Source organism: Rhizobium leguminosarum, from assembly GCF_010668065.1.
Classification (GTDB): domain Bacteria; phylum Pseudomonadota; class Alphaproteobacteria; order Rhizobiales; family Rhizobiaceae; genus Rhizobium; species Rhizobium leguminosarum_S.
This window is the reverse complement of record NZ_WUEN01000003.1, coordinates 770,060-790,008: the sequence shown is the minus strand read 5'-3', so window position 1 is coordinate 790,008 and position 19,949 is coordinate 770,060. Positions and strand designations below refer to the sequence as shown.

17 protein-coding genes and 1 pseudogene are annotated in these 19,949 nt (G+C 60.3%); 7 read left to right on the top strand and 11 right to left on the bottom strand.

The window, feature by feature from the left end:
* The first annotated feature begins 181 nt into the window (after positions 1-181).
* Positions 182-933 (top strand): IS5 family transposase gene (locus tag GR198_RS12055; protein WP_312876446.1). Its coding sequence is split into 2 segments (ribosomal slippage): positions 182-500 and positions 500-933, totalling 753 coding nucleotides; the frame shifts between segments, so codons are not numbered across the junction.
* A gap of 86 nt (positions 934-1,019) precedes the next feature.
* A pseudogene (locus GR198_RS12050) lies at positions 1,020-1,478 on the top strand (hypothetical protein); the annotation flags it as partial.
* Between the two features lie 6 nt (positions 1,479-1,484).
* Here GR198_RS12050 and GR198_RS12045 read toward each other — a convergent pair.
* From GR198_RS12045 to GR198_RS12035, 3 genes are all read right to left on the bottom strand, one after another.
* Positions 1,485-2,057: a TetR/AcrR family transcriptional regulator gene (locus tag GR198_RS12045; RefSeq protein ID WP_029871754.1), complete on the bottom strand. Its 573-nt coding sequence runs from the start codon at positions 2,055-2,057 to the stop codon at positions 1,485-1,487.
* A 69-nt stretch (positions 2,058-2,126) separates the two neighbouring features.
* The gene (locus GR198_RS12040) at positions 2,127-2,612 is read right to left on the bottom strand and encodes a DUF302 domain-containing protein (protein ID WP_029871753.1); all 486 of its coding nucleotides are present in this window, start codon (positions 2,610-2,612) and stop codon (positions 2,127-2,129) included.
* A 42-nt stretch (positions 2,613-2,654) separates the two neighbouring features.
* Positions 2,655-4,100, bottom strand: a complete 1,446-nt coding sequence (locus GR198_RS12035) for an amidase family protein (protein WP_029871752.1) — start codon at positions 4,098-4,100, stop codon at positions 2,655-2,657.
* Positions 4,101-4,830: 730 nt separating this feature from the next.
* Here GR198_RS12035 and GR198_RS12025 point away from each other — a divergent pair.
* Both GR198_RS12025 and GR198_RS12020 read left to right on the top strand, forming a co-directional pair.
* Complete coding sequence (locus tag GR198_RS12025; protein WP_155248918.1) at positions 4,831-5,001, top strand: hypothetical protein; 171 nt, start codon at positions 4,831-4,833, stop codon at positions 4,999-5,001.
* Between the two features lie 320 nt (positions 5,002-5,321).
* Positions 5,322-8,348 carry an alpha-mannosidase gene (locus GR198_RS12020; RefSeq protein ID WP_164069031.1) on the top strand — a complete coding sequence of 1,009 codons (3,027 nt, stop codon included), beginning with the start codon at positions 5,322-5,324 and terminating at the stop codon, positions 8,346-8,348.
* 69 nt (positions 8,349-8,417) lie between these two features.
* Here GR198_RS12020 and GR198_RS12015 read toward each other — a convergent pair whose 3' ends face one another.
* The gene (locus tag GR198_RS12015; protein ID WP_029871749.1) at positions 8,418-9,056 is read right to left on the bottom strand and encodes a TetR/AcrR family transcriptional regulator; all 639 of its coding nucleotides are present in this window, start codon (positions 9,054-9,056) and stop codon (positions 8,418-8,420) included.
* Between the two features lie 198 nt (positions 9,057-9,254).
* Between GR198_RS12015 and GR198_RS12010 the strand changes: the two genes are divergently transcribed.
* Positions 9,255-11,717 (top strand): beta-glucosidase, encoded by a 2,463-nt coding sequence (locus tag GR198_RS12010; RefSeq protein ID WP_164069030.1) that lies wholly within the window; start codon positions 9,255-9,257, stop codon positions 11,715-11,717.
* 86 nt (positions 11,718-11,803) lie between these two features.
* On the opposite strand, the gene GR198_RS12005 is transcribed toward GR198_RS12010, so the two are convergent.
* From GR198_RS12005 to GR198_RS11995, 3 genes are all read right to left on the bottom strand, one after another.
* The gene (locus GR198_RS12005) at positions 11,804-12,340 is read right to left on the bottom strand and encodes an OmpA family protein (RefSeq protein WP_029871747.1); all 537 of its coding nucleotides are present in this window, start codon (positions 12,338-12,340) and stop codon (positions 11,804-11,806) included.
* Positions 12,341-12,354: 14 nt separating this feature from the next.
* On the bottom strand, positions 12,355-13,029 hold the full coding sequence (locus GR198_RS12000; protein ID WP_164069029.1) for a L,D-transpeptidase: 675 nt from the start codon (positions 13,027-13,029) through the stop codon (positions 12,355-12,357).
* Between the two features lie 164 nt (positions 13,030-13,193).
* Complete coding sequence (locus GR198_RS11995; RefSeq protein ID WP_164069028.1) at positions 13,194-14,165, bottom strand: alpha/beta fold hydrolase; 972 nt, start codon at positions 14,163-14,165, stop codon at positions 13,194-13,196.
* 142 nt (positions 14,166-14,307) lie between these two features.
* Here GR198_RS11995 and GR198_RS11990 point away from each other — a divergent pair, with 142 nt between their 5' ends.
* Together GR198_RS11990 and GR198_RS11985 are read left to right on the top strand one after the other, a co-directional pair.
* Positions 14,308-15,357, top strand: coding sequence for an AI-2E family transporter (locus tag GR198_RS11990; RefSeq protein ID WP_164069027.1), 1,050 nt, complete (start codon positions 14,308-14,310; stop codon positions 15,355-15,357).
* Positions 15,358-15,590: 233 nt separating this feature from the next.
* Positions 15,591-16,016, top strand: a complete 426-nt coding sequence (locus GR198_RS11985; protein WP_017957358.1) for a CBS domain-containing protein — start codon at positions 15,591-15,593, stop codon at positions 16,014-16,016.
* Between the two features lie 50 nt (positions 16,017-16,066).
* Here GR198_RS11985 and GR198_RS11980 read toward each other — a convergent pair whose 3' ends face one another.
* From GR198_RS11980 to GR198_RS11965, 4 genes are read right to left on the bottom strand one after another with little or no spacing between them, the layout of a single operon-like run.
* Positions 16,067-17,071 (bottom strand): ABC transporter ATP-binding protein, encoded by a 1,005-nt coding sequence (locus tag GR198_RS11980; protein WP_164069055.1) that lies wholly within the window; start codon positions 17,069-17,071, stop codon positions 16,067-16,069.
* Positions 17,071-18,048 carry an ABC transporter ATP-binding protein gene (locus tag GR198_RS11975; protein WP_164069026.1) on the bottom strand — a complete coding sequence of 326 codons (978 nt, stop codon included), beginning with the start codon at positions 18,046-18,048 and terminating at the stop codon, positions 17,071-17,073. The genes GR198_RS11980 and GR198_RS11975 overlap by 1 nt, the downstream gene beginning before the upstream one ends.
* Positions 18,045-18,959, bottom strand: a complete 915-nt coding sequence (locus GR198_RS11970) for an ABC transporter permease (RefSeq protein WP_130689986.1) — start codon at positions 18,957-18,959, stop codon at positions 18,045-18,047. Before GR198_RS11970 ends, GR198_RS11975 begins: the two co-directional genes overlap by 4 nt.
* Before the next feature lie 4 nt (positions 18,960-18,963).
* Positions 18,964-19,938 (bottom strand): ABC transporter permease, encoded by a 975-nt coding sequence (locus GR198_RS11965; protein WP_018493501.1) that lies wholly within the window; start codon positions 19,936-19,938, stop codon positions 18,964-18,966.
* Between the last annotated feature and the right edge of the window lie 11 nt (positions 19,939-19,949).

Sequence of the window (19,949 nt, the reverse complement as noted above, 5' to 3'; positions counted from 1 at the left end):
CTTCGACTAAATCCCCATAGCGCCAAACAACCCGCGCCTTCGCTCAATCCGGCTTCAATGAGGTCCGATCAGTGAATGCCGCACGCATAGCGAACGGACCTCACAGAACCCTCCAGATTCCCAAATCGGTTGATCACTGATTCATAGGGTACCGTGTGAAGCGCGGAGGCCTTTGATGGGAGTGAAGCGATACGAGTTGAACGAGGCGCAATGGTCGAGAATTGCGCCTTTGTTGCCAGGCAAGGCCAGCGATCCAGGTCGGACGGGGGTAGATAACCGGCTGTTTGTGAACGGGTGTTTGTGGGTGCTGCGCTCGGGCGCACACTGGCGGGACCTGCCGGAGCGCTACGGGAAATGGAAGACGGTCCATCGCCGGTTCAGTCGCTGGTGCCATGCCGGCGTATGGGAGCGGGTCTTTGATGCCCTCACTGCTGACCGGGACAATCTGTACTTAATGATCGACAGCACGATCGTGCGTGCCCATCAACAGGCCGCGAGCGGAAAAGGGGGGCCAAGGATCAGGCGCTGGGGCGTTCCAGAGGTGGACTGACGACCAAGATCCATATGCTGGCCGATGCACTCGGGCGTCCCTTGCGCTTTATCGTGACGGCCGGCCAGGTCGGCGACATCACGCAAGCTCCCGCTCTTCTTCATGACCAGACAGGTCAGGCCGTTCTGGGCGATAAAGCCTATGACAGCAATGCCTTGCGCGCAACAATCGCGAAGATGGAGGCCGAGGCGGTCATACCCTCAAACCGTTCCCGAAAGATCATCATCCCGCATGATCCGATCATCTACAAGCATCGCAATCGCATCGAAAGGTGCTTCAATCGCCTGAAACACTTCCGACGCTTTGCCACCCGCTACGAGCGTCGAACTATCCATTTCACAGGATTCATCCATCTCGCTGCAGTCATGATCTGGATGCAATGAATGTCGATCGGTCCTAGCCCTTCCTCTCTCCACACGGCCTCAGCAAAATCATGAACGGCCTCGATCTGACACCGAGCGGCCGGTCATACTCGACGACGGTCGTCGACAAGCTCCGCAAAATCCCGTTCTCCCGATGGGACAGCGACCTGAAGCTCCGGCACGTTCCTTTCCGCTCATACGATGACCTCCGCCAGGCGAAGTTGAAGGCGCGCTCGGCCGAACGGAAGTGCCGTCACTATCCGTTGGCGAACGACGACCTGCCACCCGTCGGACGTCTCGTCGCGATCTCGTATGGGATTGTTATCTTCACTGATATCACGGGCGAACTAGTGGATTTGGAGACCATGGCCGAGTTCTACCCCGGTGCGACGGAGGACGATGTCTGGGGACTGTGGCGAAAGCCGACGCTAGACGAGCTGATCGGCACCTGGCCGTCGAAGACCGCAGCACCCGAAGGTGCGGAATGGTGGCAGCCCACCATCGAGGAATTGCGGCAAGTAAGACGAGCTGCGCGCTGGCAGGAGGCGAAGCGCCTCGCCCCGTAGCGCCGCCTATGCCTTTGCCAATGTGAGTGCAGCTTGCACCCCACCTTCGAGAATTCCCGTCGCCTTCGATGGCACGGAGACAGCTCGCGCGATCTGAAGTGTCCCGACCATCAGGCTAAAGATCGCCATAGCCCGTTCGTCCGACGAGGACGATGCCGAGGCTGGGAGATACGATGCGAGCGTTTCGATATAGCGCGCCAATCCATCCTCATAGGCCTTACGCGTCGAGTCCGGTTGCCGTCCGATTTCAGGCAAGAGTGCGGCCGAAGGGCAGCCGTTCTCGGTTCCTTGTAGGTGACGAACGTTCAGATAGTCACGAATGACATCCTCTATACCGAAGTTCGCTGTTCGAGACTCTTCCAGATTCGCGAGCTGATCAGAAAGAGCGCTCACGACGGCCTCCCTTAGGAGGGTCTCCTTCGATTCGAAATGCGGATAGAAGGCCCCGTTTGTCAGGCCCGCCTCCGACATGATGCCTGCAAGGCCCGATGCTGCCGCACCTTCCCTACGAAAACGCTTTGATGCGACGTCGATGATCCGACGCCGCGTGTTTTCTTTGTGACCCTTTTCAAAGCGCATCATGTCTTCCGTAGATCGTGAGGTATGTGCATCACATCGTTGTTGCGATCGGCCGGAGGCCCTCGACAGCTACGAGGCCGCCGATTCAAGCACGGCTTGCAGATCTTTATCAAGCTTTCGCGCGACCTCATCGACCTCGGGGTCAGCGAATTGCCCGAAGGTGGAGATCGGCCGATCGTACTCGAATGCGACGCCATCCCCGTCTTCGCGGAGGAGCACTCGGATGGGTGCATAGAGGCCGGCGGAGATGCGGTGCCGGGTCATCTTTGTCGCGGTGAGCGGATTGCCAATGTCGTATTGTATCGCCTGGCGCTGGAGACCCGCTACCTGAACCGCAGCGCCGTGATCTCGAAAACCAAAAATCGATAACACCGGGAGCGCCTCGAGTTCACGAAGCGCTCGGGCAGTTTCCCGATAGCGAAGGAGCGTGAAAATTCCGTCGTCGATCCTTGGGACAATGCTCTCCAGGTTCGACCTGACGACGTCGAAGTCCTTACCGGAGCGGATCGTAACGTGTTCTAACTGTATCTTCTGAATGTCGATCGTGCTTGCCATTTTGATAGTCCTTTTCAGCCATCTTATCGTGCTGGTTGTTTCTCAGAGAGACGAAATGCCGAGCGCCTCCACCCGGCGAGCAAGTGACAGCAGCTTGCGATCCCCGCCAAAGGGAGCATCGATCTCAAGGCCGATCGGAAGACCGTTGCCCGAGTTGCCCATCGGCAGACTGATCCCCGGAAGGCCAGCGCCGCTTGCCGGGACGGTGTTCTTCGCCAAGGCAGCGAAGGTCACTTCCCGGCCTGCGATCAAAAACTGGTTTTCCTTCCCGATCTCGGGTGCGGTGCAAGGCGTCGTCGGAAGGAGAAGCGCCTCGGCCCCGCTAGTCGTGAACGCATCGCTGAACAACCACTGAAGTTTCGGTCGGTCACTGGCCAATACGGCGCGATAGCCATCTTCAGAGAGCCATTTGGATCCACTCGACAGAACATGGTGCTGCCACGCTTCCTTCAGACCGGGCTTGAGGTCCCGGTAGATTTCTTCGAAGGAGGTGGGAATGCCGTTGTCTTTGAGGAACCCGGAGATCGCGTCCATCGTGTCACGGAAGAAGATGCTCCATGTGGTCGTGTCGGCAAGCGCCGAGAACTCCTCTCCGAGATCGATCTCGATGATTTCGGCGCCGGAGTCGCGCAGTCTGTGCACGACGTCGTTGAAACGACCCTCAACTTCCGGATCGACCAGGTCGAGATACTGCTTTGGCGCGTACGCGAACCTCACGCCCTTCAGTCCGCTCAATCCAGTTGGCGTCGCTGTTGGAGTCTTTGTGACCACCTGATCGATGATCTCGCAATCCTCTACACTGCGCGCGAAGATTCCTGTCGTGTCGAGGACATGGGAAATCGGGGCGACACCATTTCGCGGCCAACGCCCTGTCGTTGGTTTGAACCCAACTACCCCACACAATGATGCCGGCACGCGGATCGATCCGATGGTGTCTCCTCCGAAAGCTGCAGGCACGATCCCTGCAGCGACGGCCGCCGCGGACCCGCTCGAGGACCCACCACTGACGCGATTGGGCGCTCGAGGATTTTTCACCTGGCCATAGGGGTTGTTGTCGCCGGTCAATCCGAACGACATCTCAACGAGATTGTTCTTTCCGAAAACGATCGCGCCGGCTTCCTTGATCGCGCTGACAACCTCAGCGTCCCGCGAGGGCACGTAATCTTTCAGATTGCTGACTCCAAGTGTCGTGCGCAGGTTGCTTGTTAAATAGCTGTCCTTGACACCTAGAGGAACGCCAAGCAGAGGCCGGGATGCTCCAGAGGCTCGGGCCTTGTCGGCCTCGCGGGCGGCGGTGACTACAGCCTCTTCCTCGATCGTAATGAAAGCATTGAAATCCGAATGCTGGCGGGCACGCTCCAAGAGCGCTCCCACATATGTCTCTGCCGAGAAGTCGCCGTTCTCTAAAGCGCGGACGGCCTCCGCGACGCCGATGGTGGCCGAGGGGCCCGTATTGTTGGCGTGATTTGAACTTGCTTTCTTTTCCACGAGAATCTCCGTTCTGAATGCATGTGCGGGGGATATTTCTCCAAACTCTGACGATGGTCGCCGTTGGTTGAATTACGACCATAATATAAAATTACGATCATAATGCAATTAGAATTTTTTGCGGCCTTGTGGGCGGTGGCCGTCTGGATGAAGTCCAATGCCCAATGCCTCGTCATAGGATTGTCGACTTCGTCCGAGAATAGGACTGCCGGGCGCGATTGCCCGACGTCCTCGTACCACGCCGCCCGGCGGGTTCGAACTACTGGGTGGGACAAGACAGCGTTCCCGACATTGTCGCCTACGGCTGGCTTCGTTCGGACCATCCGTTCGACGAGCGCGATCCTACCGCGCTGCTGCTTCAAGTTCTGTGCAGGTCGCGGAGCTCCAGCCGTCGGTGCTGGTCACTATGGTCGAGATGTTCATCGATCTCGAAAGAGGGGATGCCGAGGCCCTTCCAGCTCTCGAAAAGCTGATGCACTCCATCGCGAACGCAAACGGAGTCAAGAGTTCAGATCCCGGCTACGACGCCTTTGCGAATGTCTAGGCAAAGGTGTGTCGTTTGAGAGGCGACGGCGCTGGCTTCCAAGCATGGGTGAGGAAAACCGCCGCCGGCTTCGACGCACGCTGGCCAGGTAGGACGGTCCGCCTGAATGCCGAGGGCGAAGCTAGCGCCGCGCTCGCGGTGCTAGCCAATGCGTGCTTCGTGTTCGCCTGGACCGGGGGAGAATCTGTGAGCGAACGAATCGCCGCCCTCTGCGAGGCCTTGGTGGTGGTCGCGGATGCGTGGCCGGGATCCGTCGGCTTCGTCATCTCGTGCCTCGACGTCCTGGCGCAGCAGGCAACAGTTGAGGTTGCCTCGAAGACGCTCCTGCCGACGTTGCTCGAACTTTGCGCGAAGTGAACTCTCGATAGGCGACCGGCTTTGAAGCCTGTTCTTGTGCTCCATGCTTTGCGGGAAAATCGTACAAGTACGTGGGGAAGAAATTTCCTTTATCGGGAAAAACGTTCCCACATTGCCCACGCTAAACCCGGAGCGGTTCACTTCTTACGGGCTTGACGCCAAATCAAAGTTACTTAATCTAAGACTCTGCAAGCCCGCTTGGAGGAGGGGCCGGGCAATCGCGATGTCGTCGCGCCATCTTCATCTCCCCCAAACCATGACCTCGACCCCAAAAGCATGACGACAAGATTGTCAGCCGTCGATTTTCAACAGGATAAGCCATGCCTCTGACCATTGCCCAGCGCCTCGATCGTCTCAAAGTTCGCATTGCCGAGTTGGCCCATTGGCGGGATCGACAAAGTGCTGCGATCGACGGCTGGACTTTCGAGGGCGAGCCGATCGCACATCACCAGGATTGGCCGCACCGCCAGGGGGTGGTGCATTTTGCCGTGACCGCTGAAGCGCCGGAGGCGTGGCCTCTCGACAATATTCGCCTGCAGCTCGATCTCGGCGGCGAGAGCCTGATTACGCTGAGCTACCCCGATGGAGAGACGGAAACATTCGGTCTCGATCCCTATCATCAGGAATTCCCGGTGAAGGGCCGCCGCTTCTCGATCACGACGGAAACCGTCGCCCGGTTTCCATTCGGCGAGCCCAATCGCGCTCCGAGGCTCAACAAGGCCCGGTTTATCTGGCTCGACGGTCCGGCTCACCGTCTGCATCTTCTGCTGAAGCAGGTTGCCGAGGCAATCGATGCGCTGGGCGAGCATGAAGTCGTACCGCATCTCATGGATGCCGCCGAGGACGCATTGCGCAGTCTTGATTGGCCGTCGGATACGGCGGCTTATATCTCCCGCACATCCAGCGCCGTCATGCAGCAGAAGATCTGGGAGCTGCCCGAGCTTGAGATTAATCCGGCCGGCCTCACGGATGAGCAGAGCGCTTCGGCAGCCACGGCCTTCGAGGCGCTGACGGCGCGGTTGAAGGAACTGCAGAAGCGCTTCCCGCCGAATGGAGAACTGCTGCTGACCGGCCATGCGCATATCGATCTCGCCTGGCTTTGGCCTTATCGCGAGACGCGGCGGAAAATGCGGCGCACCTTCAATACGGCGCTCTCGCTGATGGAACGCTCCGACGATTTCCGCTTCAACCAGTCGACCGCCCATTATTACGCGCAGATGGAAGAGGAAGATCCGGAGCTTCTCGATCGCATCAAGAAGAAGGTCGCGGAAGGAAAGTGGGAAACCGTCGGCGGCATGTGGGTGGAGCCCGACACCAACATGCCGACCGGCGAAAGCCTCGCCCGTCAGGTTCTCTATGGCCAGCGTTATTTCGAAAAGACCTTCGGCACCCGCCATACGGTCTGCTGGCTGCCCGATTGCTTCGGCTTTTCAGGCGCGCTGCCGCAAATCCTGAGACAGGGCGGCATCGACAGCTTCTTCACGATCAAGGTCAATTGGAGCGAGACCAACCATATCCCCTCCGATCTCTTCTGGTGGAAGGGTCTCGACGGCAGCCGGGTGCTTACCCATACGTTCGACAATCCGATGCAGGGTTATAACGGCTTCGTGCAACCCGATTGCTACGTGCCGACGTGGAAGAATTTCCGCGGCAAGACGCAGCACGATACTTCGCTGCTGGCCGTCGGTTATGGCGACGGCGGCGGCGGCGTCACGCCGGAAATGGTCGAGCGCGAGGTGCAGCTGCGCGATTTCCCGGCTATCCCACAGGCGCGCTGGGGCACCGTCAAAAACTATTACGAACAGGCGCACCGCACCGCAGGGGAAAAGAACCTTCCCGTGTGGGATGGCGAAATCTATCTCGAACTGCATCGTGCGACGCTGACATCGCAAAGCGGCGTCAAGCGCAAACATCGCCAGGCCGAACGGGCGCTGATCACCGCCGAAACCGTCGCTTCACTGGCGCATATGCTCGGAGCAGACAGGCCCCGAAGCCTCGAAGCGGATTGGCGCGTGGTGCTGAAGAACGAATTCCACGACATTCTGCCGGGCTCGAGCATCCGCGAAGTCTATCAGGATGCAGAGCAGGAACTGGACGGCGTCATCGAACATGCCAAGGCCGAACAGGCGGGGGGATTGCAAGCGCTGTCGGCCAAGCTGCCGAAGGGCGGGGTTGGCGATGCCCTCGTCGTCGTCAATCCGTCTCTTGCGGCCAGACCGCTCAGCGCGACACTCTCTGACGGCACGGTCATCGCGGCCGCCGATCTCGTCGCGCCCTTGTCCGTCGCGGTCTTCGCCAAGGGCTCGCTCAAGCCGGCGGGCGGGCTGAAGGCTAGCCCCGACCGCCTCGAAAACGAGCACCTCTCGGTTTCCATCGGCAAGGATGGGGCGATTTCGAGCCTTCTTCACAAGGCCACGGGCCGGGAAGCGGTCGACGGCTCGGCAAACCAGCTCTGGGTCTATCCGGCAGACAAGCCGCGCAACTGGGACGCCTGGGACATCGACGCGGATTATGCCGAAAAGGCCGTCCGCCTCGATGCGCCTGACAGTATCACCCTCGTTGAAGATGGCCCGCACCGCGCGGCGATCCGTGTCGTTTACCGCTACCGGAATTCGAGCGTCACGCAGACCTATGTGCTGACGGCCAACGCCCGGCGGCTCGACATCGAAACGACGATCGACTGGCATGATCGCCGCACGCTGCTGCGAACCTTGAACCCGATTGCCGCGCAGGCCCGCAAGGCGACGTTCGAATGCGCCTTCGGCATCGTCGAGCGGGCAACGCACACGAATACGTCCTGGGAGCAGGCAATGTTCGAGGCCGTCGCGCATCGCTTCGTCGATATCAGCGAGCCGGACTTCGGGGTCGCGCTGCTCAACAATGCCAAATACGGCCATAGCGCGCGTGGCAACGTGATCGGCATGAGCCTCGTGCGCGGGCCGATCTACCCGGATCCGTTGGCCGACGAAGGTGAACAGAGCTTCACCTATGCACTGATGCCGCATGAAGGCGCCTGGCATGAAGGCGGCGTTCTCGACGAGGCGATCGATCTCAACCAACCGCTCGTCGCGGCTGAGGCCAGCGGCCTCTCCACCGGCACTTTCGCGCCGCTTGCGGTCACCGGAATCCCCGTCGCGTTCTCAGGCCTGAAGCCGGCGGAAGAAGGCGATGGTCTCATCCTGCGCCTCTACGAACCGGCCGGCCGGCGCGGCAGGCTCACCCTCGACCTGCCTTCCGGATGGAAGGCATCGCAGCCGCTGAACATTCTCGAAGAGCCGATGGAGCGGAAGGGACCTGCCGACATCATGCCGTTCGAAATCCGGACATGGAAGCTGCAGAATGGCTGACGCCATGTCTTGGCAGATGGCTCTCTTTCGTTTCCGTGCCGCGGAATGATCCGCGGCACTCAACCAAGCTCAGCCCTCTAAACCAAGGCTTGCCAGCAGGCGGCTGACATAGGCTTCCAAACCGCCCACCATGTCGAAGCGGGTTGGATCGCGCAGCCAGAGCATCTGAAGGCCGTCCATCACGGCGATCAGCTCGGCCGCCATCGCCCGGCCATCGATCTTGCCGTCTATCGAGTCATCGGCGACGGCCTGTTCGAAGGTGGCGGCGATGTCGTCCTGCAGCTGGGTGGCGCGATCGAAAAACCATACCTTGGCCGGGTGATCCTTCATCAGGCTCTCGGCATTCAGGATGGCGAAAGCTCTGATGACCTCGATCATTTCGGCGTTGCGGCGGAAGACCTCGACCATGCCATTGAGCAGGCCGCGGAGATCGGAACGATGGGGCCTGATGAAGCTTTCGCTTTCGAGATCGCGCTTGTCCAGAATGGCAACCAGGAGATCGACCTTGGTCGGGAAATGGTGCAGCAGGCCGGGCAGCGACAGGCCGACGTCGCGGGCGACATCGCCGATCGCGGCATTCTGGTAGCCGTCTTCGGCAAAGCGCAGCATCGCAGCCGACAGGATCTCTGCGCGGCGCGCTTCGCCCTTGCGAGATCGGCGCCGTCGCTTTTCGTCTTGCCCGGTCTTCGATTCGGAAACCTCTGCCATCGTCTTTTCCGCCTGTCTCTTTCTCCCCCATCCATACATCAGGGTTCAGCGGTTGACATCTTAAAAATACCGAGTAATCGGTAGGTTTAAGAACTGCCCGGCGCATGGAGAAGTTAGCGTCGCCACCGGATGAACTGGCACCGGGCATGCGCGGCCAGCACTTCGCAATGCCCGAATTCCATCGAAGGGGAGGTTTGCATGATCGATTCCATTCTCGACAAGATGACGCTCGAAGAGCAGGTCTCGCTGCTGTCCGGCGCCGATTTCTGGACGACGGTTCCCGTCGAGCGTCTTGATGTGCCGAAGATCAAGGTGACGGACGGGCCGAATGGCGCTCGCGGCGCCGGCTCGTTGGTCGGCGGCGTCAAGGCGACCTGTTTTCCTGTCGCCATCGCGCTCGGCGCCACCTGGAATCCCGATCTCGTCGAGCGCATGGGTGTGGCGCTTGCCCACCAGGCGAAGAGCAAAGGTGCCGCCGTGCTGCTCGCGCCCACGGTGAATATCCATCGTTCCGGCCTCAACGGGCGAAATTTCGAATGTTATTCCGAGGATCCGATGCTGACCGCGGAACTGGCCGTCGCCTATATCAAGGGCGTGCAGAGCCAGGGGATTGCAGCAACGATCAAGCACTTCGCCGGCAACGAATCCGAGATCGAGCGGCAGACCATGTCTTCCGATATCGACGAGCGGGCGCTGCGCGAAATCTACTTTCCGCCCTTCGAACAGGCTGTCCGGCGCGCCGGCGTGATGGCCGTCATGTCCTCCTATAACCGTCTCAACGGCACCTATACGAGCGAGCATGCGTGGTTGCTGACCAAGGTGTTGCGCGAGGAATGGGGATTTGACGGGATCGTCATGTCCGACTGGTTCGGTTCGCATTCGACGGCCGAGACGATCAATGCCGGTCTTGATCTCGAAATGCCCGGTCCGGCGCGCGATCGCGGCGAGAAGCTGGTTGCGGCCGTGCGCGAGGGCAGGGTCGAAGCGGCCACCGTGCGGGCGGCGGCGCGGCGGATCCTGCTTCTGCTCGAGCGGGTCGGCGCGTTCGAGAAGACGCCCGATCTCACGGAGCAGGCAGTCGACCTGCCGGAAGACCGGGCGCTGATCCGGCGTCTCGGCGCGGAAGGCGCAGTCCTTTTGAAGAACGATGGCATCCTGCCGCTTGCCAAGACGTCGCTCGACCGGATCGCCGTCATCGGACCTAACGCCGCAAGCGCCCGTGTGATGGGCGGCGGCAGCGCGCAGATCGCGGCGCATTATACGGTCAGCCCGCTCGAAGGGATTCGAGCTGCCCTTTCCAATGCCAACAGCGTCAGCCACGCCGTCGGCTGCCGCCACAACCGTCTGATCGAGGTGGCCAAGGGAAAGATCACCGTCGAATATTTCAAGGGGCGTGGTTGCCGGGGCAATCCGCTTCATGTCGAGACCGTCGACAAGGGCGAGTTCTTCTGGTTCGAGCTGCCGTCAGGCGAACTCGACCCCACCGATTTCTCGGCGCGGATGACGATGCAATTCGTACCGGAAGAGAGCGGCGATCATGTCTTCGGCATGACCAATGCCGGACTGGCGCGGCTCTTCGTCGATGGCAGGCTCACGGTCGACGGCCATGACGGCTGGACGCGCGGCGAGAACTATTTCGGCACGGCCAATGACGAACAGCGCGGCACGATGGCGCTCGATGCGGGCAAGGCCCATACCGTCACCGTCGAATATGACACGCCGGTGGCGACCGGGGAGGGGATCAACCTCACGGCTATTCGCTTCGGCGTCGAAAAGCCTTTGGGAGAGGCCGATATCGAGGACGCCGTCGAGACGGCGCTGAATGCCGATGTGGCGCTTCTCTTCGTCGGCCGCGACGGCGAATGGGATACCGAGGGCTTGGACCTGCCCGACATGCGGCTTCCGGGCCGGCAGGAAGAGCTGATCGAGCGGGTCGCGGCCGTCAACGCCAACACCGTGGTCGTGCTGCAGACCGGCGGCCCGGTGGAAATGCCCTGGCTCGGCAAAGTTCGCGCCGTGTTGCAGATCTGGTATCCGGGGCAAGAACTGGGCAATGCCGTTGCCGATGTCCTCTTCGGCGACGTCGAGCCCGGCGGACGCCTGCCGCAAACATTCCCGAAAGCGCTTGCCGACAATTCCGCCATGACGGGCGATCCAGCCGTCTATCCGGGTAAGGATGGGCATGTGCGTTATGCCGAAGGCGTGTTCGTCGGCTACCGTCACCACGATACACGCGCTGTCGAGCCGCTCTTCCCCTTCGGTTTCGGCCTTGGCTATACGCGCTTCAGCTGGGGCGAGCCGCGGTTCTCAGCCAGCGAGATGGGTGCCGAAGGCCTGACCGTCAGCATCGATCTGACCAATATCGGCGACCGGGCCGGATCGGAACTGGTCCAGCTGTACGTGCGTTCGCTAAAGTCCAAGGTGGAGCGCCCGGACAAGGAGCTGCGCGCTTTCGCAAAGCTTTCGCTGCTGCCCGGTGAGACTGGGACCGCCGAAATGAAGATCCTGCCGCGCGACCTCGCTTATTACGACGTCGAGGCCGGTGCCTTTCGCGCCGAACCGGGCGATTACCAGCTGATCGTGGCGTCCAATGCCGCGGATATCAGGTTCATCATCGATCTGCCGTCACCACTCGAATATGTACAGCCACCTTCGTATTAAAAGCAGGCTGGCGAGATCCATGTCGTAGTGAGCCCGGCCGATAGCGCTGGCGCGTCTGCGCTAAGTGCTGAGTGGTTCGAGCTGGATCAGGCCGCGTCGGGCTGGGTGCGGAGATTGGTGACGACGCGCCGGTTCTGCACCTTGCAGGATCGCTCCGTGCAGTCGCGGACCTCGCGGTCGTTGCCGTAGCCCTTGGCCCACATGCGCCTGGCCTCCACGCCCTTCGAGACGAGATAGGCCATCGCCGCATCGGCGCGCTTCTGCGACAGCGTCTCCATGTTGGATGCGGAGCCGGAATCGTCGGCAAAGCCCTGCAGCTTGAGCAGCCAGGACGGGTTCTTGTTGAGCCAGGCGGCTTGGTTATCCAGGGTTGCCATGGCGACGGAATCGAGTGTTGCGGAGTCCTGCTTGAAGTAGATCCGCCGGCCGACATTGAGGATGAAATCCTCTTCGCTGCCCATCGCAACATTCTCGAAACCGGGCGCCGGATCGTTGGTCTGGCCGGTCATCGGCGCCGCAGCAGGTTCTTCCACGGAGGCGATATCGGTGGTGCTGCAGGCGGCGAGCGCCAAGAGCATGGCTGCGGCGGCAAGGCGCCTCATATATCCGGTCGGAGCAGACATCAGGGTGATATTCCTCATTCGACCGGAGTTGTTTGGCTGACCTGCGCTGCACTTTCAGCCTGGTCGGCAATATGCGGCAGAACCTGCACCGCGGTGCCGATCGGGCAACGCTGGTAAAGATCGATGGCGTCTTCGTTGAACATGCGGATGCAGCCGCTGGAGGCGTCCTTGCCGATGCTCCAAGGCTCCAGCGTGCCGTGGAAGCGATAGCCGGTGTCGACGCCGTCGCGATGCAGATACATGGCGCGGGGACCGAGTGGGTTTTTCGATGAGCCTCCCGCCACGAATTCGGGCAGTTCGGGATGGCGCTTGCGCATCTCCGGCGGCGGCGTCCAGCGCGGCCACAGCGATTTGCTGTCGATCGTCGCGCGGCCAAACCATTTGAAGCCCTCGCGGCCGACGCCGACACCGTAGCGGATGGCCGTCTTGTTCTCCATGATCACGTAGAGAAAATGGTGTCTCGTATCGACGACGACTGTGCCGATCGGCTCGCTGCTGAAATATTTGACGACCTGGCGGTGCCACTTCTTGTCGATCTTGGCGAGGTTGGTTCTTCGAAACGTCACGCCATTGTCGACGATGGTGCCGTCGAAAAAGGAAGACGCCGCGGCAAAGACCGGTTTCTGCACCGCACCGGCGCCAAGTAACGCCAATCCACTAAGCACAATATTTCTGCGTGTCCACGGCATCGGCAATATCCCCCTTAAAGCCAAGCAGCGAAGCGTCAGTAAATCAGATTTTTCATTTGCCACAATAGAAAAATCATCTCCACCCTAAAGGCAGAGATCGGGTCGCGGGCCTCCTGTGTCTGGTATTGCCCCATCGTTACCCTGGAATGCCGCGGCGCTTCGAATTAAAGGGCCGGGGATTCATCTCCTCTGAAGACCGGCATGTACTCTTTGTGAGATGGCGCTTCCGCAACCGCCTGCGAGCCGATGCTCCTCACACGCGGGAGTTCCGTTTCTTGTGCGGATGCCTCCACAAGATCACCAAGCATCCGTCGCGCCACGCCAGGGACCACATGATGGGGCAAATGCCCGACACCTTCCAGTAATCTGACGATCGGCCCCGGATGCTTCCTGCAAAGCCAATCGATATGCCAGTTCGGTGAAATCACGCGGTCCGCCATCCCGAAGAGAACGTGCAGGGGAAGATCGCCAGGCAGATCTCGAAGGCGCTCCATGTCTTGGTTGAAGGCGCGCAACTCGTCGGCCATCGTGCGGATGGTAATGGGATTGACCACGTGAGAGGCCGGCAGGTCCGAGAGATGAGAAGGCAGGGGATTGGGAAAGGAGGACGACCTCAGGCCTCGATCGAGAAAGAATGCGGGCCACCGGCCGATGACGTGCTGGCGGATCAATGGCCCGACCACCGGAGCGACCGCCGATCTAAGCACAATCAACGGCTTCGGCGGCACCGGCGCGCAACATGGAGAGATGAGAAAAAGTCCGCTGACGAGGTCCGGTCTTCTTGCCGCAAGGTGTAACGCCGCTGCGCTGCCGATCGAGTGCGCGACGATCGTCACCTCCGGCAGGTCAAGAGAGGCGAGAAGGCGTTCAAGCCAGAAGGACTGTCCCTCAGGTCCACGCTCAGCCGGTGCAGGCGGCGCGCTCCGTCCATAGCCAGGCCGGTCGGGGGCAATGATCCGGAAATCGCTGTTGTCGAAGGGAAGCAAAATTTCCTGCGCAAGACTGCCGCAGCCATGCAGGAGGAGGACTGGAATGCCATGTGGGTTGCCACCGTCAAGGATGTGAACATCCTGATCTTCAACGTGAATTGTTGTTCCGAGTGTCGGCTGGACTGGCTTCACTAACATGAGCCGCATAACTAAGATCTGAAGAAGAAGTTCCGGCCGATTGCGGGACGGCGCCTACGGCATCGAGCCGTTAGAGTAGGATGGAAGGGAGGCCCAGCGCTGCCGCCTTATCTGTGCTACCATCATCGCGGTCTCGAAGCGGAAAGATCGGATGCTCCTTCAGCGTGTCAGTTTCTATGTGCTTCTGGTCCTCGTGACCATTGCGTTCGTCGCCGTCGTGCTACCGTTCTATTCGGCGATATTCTGGGCAGTCGTCCTCGCCATCATCTTCTTCCCGCTTCACGCCCGTATAGAGGCTCGGCTGGGTGGGCGGGGAAACCTTGCTGCAGCGCTGACTGTGTTGATCTGTCTCTGCGTCGTTATCATTCCCGGGTTGATCGTCCTCAGTTCACTCGTCCAGCAGGGCAACCATCTCTACCAACGTATGGACACTGGCGAGATCGACGTCCGGAGCTTTATTCGTAATCTGCAGGAAGCATTGCCCTTGTTCCTCCGCGACTGGCTCCGGAGCATCGAGCTGAACGGCGTCGATACGTTTCAGGACCGCGTCTCCTCGGCATTGATGCAGGGCGGCGGTTTTTTTGCCGGACGCGCCTTGAGCCTCGGTCAGAACACCCTGCGGTTCTTCGTCACCTTCGGCGTGATGCTCTATATCCTGTTCTTCATGTTCCGGGATGGGCGCGCCCTTGCCCGCGCCATCAGAAGAGCGCTGCCTCTCAGCGATGCCCATACCCTGCGCTTCACCTCCAAATTCACTTCGGTCGTTCACGCGACCGTGCGAGGCAATATTATCATAGCCATCATCCAGGGTTCGATCGGCGGCATCGCCTTCTGGGCCCTCGGCGTCGAGCCAGCCCTGCTGTGGGGCGTACTGATGAGCTTCCTGTCGCTGCTGCCTGCGGTCGGCGCCGCATTGATCTGGGTCCCCACGGCCATTTACCTGGCCCTGGCCGGTTTTTGGATGAAGGCGATTGTGCTGGTTGCGGTCGGCGCCCTCGTCATCGGTCTTGTCGATAATCTTCTGCGGCCGCGCCTGGTCGGCAGGGAGACCAAGCTTCCCGACTATGTTGTCCTCATTTCCACCATTGGCGGCATTTCTCTCCTAGGCATCAATGGTTTCGTGATCGGGCCGTTGATAGCCGCTCTCTTCATCGCTGCTTGGGGGATATTCGTGGAGGAGGAGGGCACGTCGGATTCCTGACGGAGCGGCCGGTGCATTTAACGATGGCTTCCGGAACTTTCGTCTCCCTGACTGGTTTGATAGATTCGAGCCATCATCATGTCCAGGCCCTCTGGTCGGATCCTGATAAGCCCCGTTGAAGATGGGTCGAGGAGTGACCAGGAGGAGCGGGCATAAATGGAGCCGCCTCCTTTCGGAACGACTCTCACCGCAACGTTTGACGTTCCGCTAACCGCACAACAGGAGGAAAGACCATGAAAGTGTCAGAGATCATGTCGCGCGATGTAGAAATCGCCAACCCTAATCAGACTATCGCCGAAATCGCGAGATGCATGGCCGACAGGCAGATCGGCTTCCTGCCGGTCGGCGACAACGACCGGCTCGTCGGAACGATCACCGACCGCGATCTCGTCGTGCGCGGGCTTGCCGACGGACTCGGGGGCGATGCAAAGGTGCGTGAAGTCATGTCGCGCGATGTCAAATATTGTTTCGAAGACGAAGATGTCGACGACGTGACCCGCAATATGGGGCAGGTCCAGGTTCGGCGCCTTCCCGTCGTCAATCGTGACAAGCGCCTAACCGGCGTCATCTCGCTCGGCGATGCGTCCCTGGCGGACACCGCTGCAGCGGGAGCCGGGTTGAAAAAAGTGTCCCGTCCGGGCGGCGCTCATGCACATTAGAACAGGGATGATTTTAGGCCTGAAGCAATCAGCGATCCTATCTTTTGAGATCATTCATCGTTGAGGTGGCAAGCCGACAAGTGCCCCGGTGCAATTTCCTTTTTCACCGGCACTTCCACATGACAGCGGTCCATCGCAAACGGGCATCTCGGATGAAAGTGGCAGCCTTTCGGCGGGTTTATCGGGCTGGGGAGTTCGCCGTCGACGGGCTTGAACTGCCGCTTGCCGGGTTCGATGCGCGGCACTTCGGCCAAGAGCGCTTTCGTGTAAGGATGATTGGGCCGTCTGAAAACCTCCTCGACGGGCGCCTCTTCGACGATGCGGCCGAGATACATGATCGCAACGCGGTCGGAAATATGTTCCACGACGCCAAGATCATGGCTGACGAACAAATAGGTCAGGTCGAGCTTGTCACGAAGTTCCATGAACAGGTTGATCACCTGGGCCTGGATGGAAACGTCGAGTGCTGCGACGCTTTCGTCACAGACGAGGAATTTCGGCTGCACGGCGAGCGCGCGCGCAATATTGACGCGTTGCCGCTGGCCTCCGGAAAACTGGTGCGGGTATCGCTTTTTCATGGCCGGGTCGAAACCGGCCAGCATCAAATATCTGTCGACATAGGCGTCGCGTTCCGTCGAGCGGGCAAGTCCATGTGTTCGAGGCGCCTCCCAGATAAGCTCCTCGACGGTCATGCGTGGATTGAGAGCCGCCATCGGGTTCTGGAAAATCATCTGGCTGGCGAGACCAAACTGATGCTGCTCGCCTTTCGACATGGCGCTTCTGTCCATCCCCTTCCAGAGAATTTGGCCCTGGCTTGGCGAGGTGATCCCTGCAATGGCGCGGCCGAGCGTCGACTTCCCGCAGCCGCTTTCGCCGACAAGGCCGACAACCTCTCCGGGCCGGATGCTGAGGCTGACATCATCAAGCGCATGAACGACAGGCGCCGGTTTGGCGAGCTTGAGCTTGAGCGCGATCTTGGCGGCCAGGTCGGGCTTGGCTCCGAAGCGCTGCGACACGTTCCTCGCTTCGATAAGGGGCGCGGCGGTCGCCGTCATCATGCTACCTCTTTCGTTACGGGATGAATGCAGCGGAAGGAGCGATCGCCTTCCGGCATGAGCGCCGGCATGACCAGACAGCCGTCGGTTGCCCGATCACAGCGCGTACGAAAACTGCATCCCTGTGGGAGCCGGCTGATCGCCGGCGTCATGCCGCGGATCTGGTGAAGCGGCTCTCCGCGTCTGTTTTGCGAAGGAACGGACGCGATCAGACCGGCCGTGTAGGGATGGTGAGGATCGGTCAGAACCTTGCCCACTGGTCCGGTCTCCACGAGGCGGCCGGCATACATGACGGCGATCTCGTCGGCCAATCTTGAAACGATCGCCAGATCGTGGGTGATCCAGATCACCGCCGTATTTCCCTGTTCGGTAAGCTTCTGGAATTCGGAAATGATCTGGCTCTGGATCGTCACATCAAGCGCTGTTGTCGGTTCATCGGCGATGATGAGGTCCGGCTTGTGAAGAAGCGCGATGGCAATCGCCACACGCTGGCGCATTCCACCGGAAAACTGATGCGGATAGGCGGCAAGCCTTTCTTCAGGGCTTGGTATTCCGACCAGCGCCAAAGCATCCCGCGCCCGCTGCCGGGCGGCATCCTTCGAGACTCGCTCGTGTGCCCGGACGGCTTCCACCATCTGCGTTCCGACCGTCAGGACCGGATTGAGCGTCATCATCGGATCCTGGAATACCATCGCGATCCGCTTGCCGCGCAGCTGCCGCATCTCTTCGTCCGAATATTTCGCGATGTCGGCGCCGTCGAAGATGACCCTGCCGCCGACAACCCGGCCGGGCCTATCGAGGAGCCGCATGATCGAGAAGCCGGTCACCGACTTTCCGGATCCGGATTCTCCCACAAGACCAAGGACCTTGCCGCGCTCCACCGTGAACGACACATCGTTGACGGCGCAAAGGCTGGGGCGTCCCCTGCCGCCGCCGAATTCGGTGACGAGATTGCTCACTTGCAGCAATGGGGTCATGACATGTTCCTCGGGTTGAGGACATCGCGCAGCCGGTCGCCGACGAGATTGATCGCCGCGATCGTGACCAGAAGGGCAATGCCGGGAAAGAAGCTGATCCAGTAAAGGCCCGTCAGAAGATACTGGTAGCCCGTCGAGATCAGCATGCCGAGCGAGGGTTCAGTCACGGATGCACCGAGACCGAGGAAGGACAAGGTTGCTTCGAGGCCGATTGCCCGGGCGATCTGCATCGTGGCGATGACGATGACCGGCGCAAGACAGTTCGGCAGCAGGTGCCTGAAGAGGATGCGCCATCCGGGCAGGCGCAGCATCCGGGCCGCCTCGATATATTCCTTCTCGCGCTCGACCAGAGCGGTGCCGCGGACCGTTCGGGCATAGGTCGCCCACTCGGCGATGATCAGTGCGATCACGACGTTGGGTACGCCCTTGCCGAGCACGGCGAGCATCATGAGCGCCATCAATATGGTGGGAAACGACAGCTGCAGGTCGACGAGCCGCATCATCGCGGTTTCCGTCCGCCCTCCCATGTAAGCCGCGAACAATCCGGCAGAGGTTCCGATGATGGCAGCAGCGAAAGCCGACAGAACACCCACCAGCAAAGAGGTACGCAGGCCATAGAGGATGCCGGACAGGATATCGCGGCCCTGGCTGTCGGTACCCAGGTGATAGACAAGCCCGGTCATGGATTCGGACCCCGGCGGCAGCCGTCCATCCATGATGTCGAGCTGCATCAAATCATAGGGATTTTGCGGAGAGATCCATGGCGCAAACAGCGCCAGGCAACAGATGATCACCAGCGTGAGGAAGGCGATCGCGGCTGCCGGAGAGCTGAAGAAATCCGCGATCCCTTTCGACAGACGACTGGGTTCGGGCGTTGGAGCGCTTGTGTCTTGCGTGTTTGGTTCGGCCATGGGGTCAAGCCTTTCCTTCCAGCCGGACCCGCGGATCCAGAAGGGTATAACAGATATCGATGATGAAATTGAGGACGACGAAGAGCAGCACCATCATCATCAGGTAGGCGACGATGACAGGGCGATCGAGAAGGTTGATCGAGTCGATGATGAGCTTGCCCATGCCCGGCCAGGCAAAGATGCTTTCGGTGACGACCGAAAAGGCGATGAGTGAGCCGAACTCGAGCCCGATGATGGTCACCACCGGGATCATCAGGTTCTTGAGAACGTGCACGGAAATGATCCGCCGCTCTCGCAATCCCTTGGCACGGGCAAACTTCACATAGTCCTGAGGAAGGACCTCCTGCACGCCGGCGCGGGTCAGCCGAAGAATGAGCGACGTCTTGAACAGAGCCAGGTTGAAGGCCGGCAATAAAAGGTGCCTGATGCCGTCTGCGGTCAGAAACGACCATTGTACGCCAAGCAGTTCTTGCGTCGGGCCGCGGCCATTCGTCGGCAACCAGCCGAGCTCGACGGAAAACACCATGATCAGCATGAGACCGACCCAGAAGGTCGGAAGCGAGAAGCCCAGAATTGAGCCGCTCATGATGAGCTTGGAGGAGATCCGATTGGGGTAGAGCCCTGCATACAGCCCAAGCGGCAGGCCGAACAGCAGCGCGATGCCGAGAGCCGTGATCGCCAGTTCGAGCGTTGCCGGGAGACGTTCGAGGATCAGACCGAGCGCCGGCCGCCCATAAACGAAGCTGTTGCCGAAGTCCCCGTGCAGAAGCCCTTGGAGAAACAGCAGATACTGTTTCCACAGCGGCTGATCGAGACCGTAATGGGCGATGACGAGTGCCCGCTCCGCCTGATTGGCGTCCGGGTTGATCAGGATGTCGACCGGGTTGCCGATCACATTGACGCCGATGAAGACAATGATCGTCATCGCGACAATGACGAACAGCGCCTGTATCAACCGCCTGATAATGGATGTGACCATTGAACCTCTCC